The sequence below is a fragment of the Pseudoalteromonas sp. RB2-MNA-CIBAN-0110 genome (assembly GCF_040309305.1).
Lineage (GTDB): Bacteria > Pseudomonadota > Gammaproteobacteria > Enterobacterales > Alteromonadaceae > Pseudoalteromonas > Pseudoalteromonas arctica.
Map to the genome: position 1 here is coordinate 1 of NZ_JBEOOQ010000077.1, position 2,890 is coordinate 2,890.

The 2,890-nt window shown below is 43.1% G+C and carries 1 protein-coding gene; it reads left to right on the top strand.

What is annotated here, in order from left to right; genetic code table 11:
* Nucleotides 1-2,890 (top strand): beta strand repeat-containing protein (locus AAEY68_RS20545; protein WP_350586779.1); only part of this gene is annotated, 2,890 nt, incomplete at both ends.

Consider the following 2,890-nt stretch of genomic DNA (forward strand, 5'->3'; position numbering starts at 1 on the left):
AACGGTGTAATAGAAGAAGCCGATACAAACCAAACCGCGACAGTCACCTTTACAGATAGCAATAACGACACAGTTGTAGTTACTGGCGTATCAATTAACGCAGCAGGTGAGTGGGTTATTGATGCAACAGACATAACAACGCTTGCCGATGGTGAAATTACAGCAAGCGTTAGCGCATTAGACGTTGAGGGCAATTTAGCCACAAATGAAACCAGCTTTACCAAAGACGCCAACGCCAATGTAACCGTTGAAATACAAGATACAGCTGATAACGTTATTAACGGCAATGGCGAAAGCTCAGCTGTAAAAATTACAGGCACAGCGGTTGGTGTAGAGAATGGCCGTACGGTTACAGTAACAGTGACCGATGGCACAACAACTAAAACCTTTACTGCAATAGTGATTGGTGAAGCGTATACAATTTCAGATAAAGATTTATCAGCCTTTAACGATGGTGAAATTACAGCCACAGCCACGGTAAGCGACTTAGCTGGCAATACAGCAACTAGCCAAGATACCGCAATTATTGACCAAACAGCCGTTACTACCATTACAATGGCAGCGGGCGATGACGTAGTTAATAGCAATGAGCAAAGTAATGTAGTTGTAAGCGGTGTGATTGATGAAGCCGATACAAACCAAACCGCTACAGTCACCTTTACAGATAGCAATAAAGACACGGTTGTTGTTACTGGCGTATCAATAAATGCAGCAGGTGAGTGGGTTATTGATGCAGCAGACATAACAACGCTTGCCGATGGTGAAATTACAGCAAGTGTTAGCGCATTAGACGTTGAGGGCAATTTAGCCACAAACTCAACCAGCTTTACCAAAGACGCCACAGCTACTGTAACGGTAGATATAAACGACACAGACGACAACGTAATAAATGGCAATGGCGAAAACACCAATGTTGAAATTACAGGTACCACAACCGGTGTTGAAGACGACCAAAAAGTAACGGTTGTAGTAAAAGATGCAGCCGGTAACGAGCGCAGCTTTGAAGCCACCGTTACAAATAATGCTTACACAATTACAGATGCAAACTTATCGGGTCTTAACGATGGCACATTAACCGCCACAGCCACCGTAAGTGATGTAGCCGGTAACACAGCCACTAATACCGATACAGCCATACACGACAAAACAGCAGCTACTACCATTGCAATGGCAGCGGGTGATGACGTAGTTAATAGTAATGAGCAAGACAATGTAGTCGTAAGCGGTGTGATCGATGAAGCTGATACAAACCAAACCGCTACAGTCACCTTTACAGATAGCAATAACGACACAGTTGTAGTTACTAGCGTATTAATTAACGCAGCAGGTGAGTGGGTTATTGATGCAACAGACATAACAGGGCTTGCCGATGGTGAAATTACAGCAAGCGTTAGCGCATTAGACGTTGAGGGCAATTTAGCCACAAACGCAACCACCTTTACTAAAGACACCACCGTTGCAGTAACAGTCGATATAAACGACACGAACGACAACGTAATAAATGGCAATGGCGAAAACACCAATGTTGAAATTACAGGTACCACAACCGGTGTTGAAGACGACCAAAAAGTAACGGTTGTAGTAAAAGATACAGCCGGTAACGAGCGCAGCTTTGAAGCCACCGTTACCAATAATGCTTACACAATTACAGATGCAGACTTATCGGGTCTTAATGATGGCACATTAACCGCCACAGCCACCGTAAGTGATGTAGCCGGTAATACAGCCACTAATACAGATACAGCCATACACGACAAAACAGCAGCTACTACCATTACAATGGCAGCGGGTGATGACGTAGTAAATGCAGCCGAGCAAACAAATGTTGTCGTGAGTGGTCAGGTTACTGATATAGAGCCGACTAATACAGCAACAGTTACTTTTACTGATGAAAATGGCTTACCCGTTACTATAAACAACGTCACAATTAATGACGATGGCAGTTGGGAAGTTAGTAGCGCAGATATTAATACGCTTGCCGATGGCACAATTACTGCCGCTGTTAGTGTATTTGATAATGCTGGTAACCAAGCTACAAATAGCACCACCTTCGAAAAAGATACCCAAGCTTCAATTTCTATTCCGAGCAAAAACAACGACTTATTAATTAACAATGCAGAAAAATCGGCTGTAGTTATCAATGGTCAAAGCGTAAATATAGAAGAGGGCAAAATCGTTAATGTTACGGTGTCTGATGGTACTAAAACAGTAACAGGGCAAGCGATTATTTTAGCTGATGGAACATGGCAAAGTAACTCGCTCGATTTAACGACCCTTGATGAAGGGGCACTGACTGTTACAGCAACAACCGCCGACACTGCAGGCAATACCGCAAATGCAGATCTTAACATTGTTAAAGATACACAAAGCGCTGTTACGGTAAATGTGGGCGATGATGCAGTTATAAATGCTGCTGAGCAAAGCACTGCTAAAGTAGCAGGCACAGTAACCGACGTAGAAGCTAACCAAAGCGTAGCAATTATCATTAAAGACAGTGACGGCAGTACTGTATTTAATGGCAATGCAAGTGTAGATGACGCTGGCAAATGGGAATTAGATAGCAGTATTTTAAATGCACTGTCTGATGGCGACTACACAGTAGATGTAAGCACACAAGATGTAGCCGGCAACGTAACTACTAACACGCTAGATTTCACTAAAGACACACAAGCCAGTACAACGCTAGTGCTTGAAGACTCAGTAATAAATGCAGCAGAAGATGAAGCGGTAAGCGTAAGCGGTGTGGTTGATGATATAGAGTCAACCAATAGCATAATCGTTACCTTTACAGATGAAAACGGAAGCGACGTAATCGTTGATAATGTAACCATAAATGCCGATGGCACATGGGAAGTAAGTGACGAAGATATAAGCTCACTTGCAGATGGAG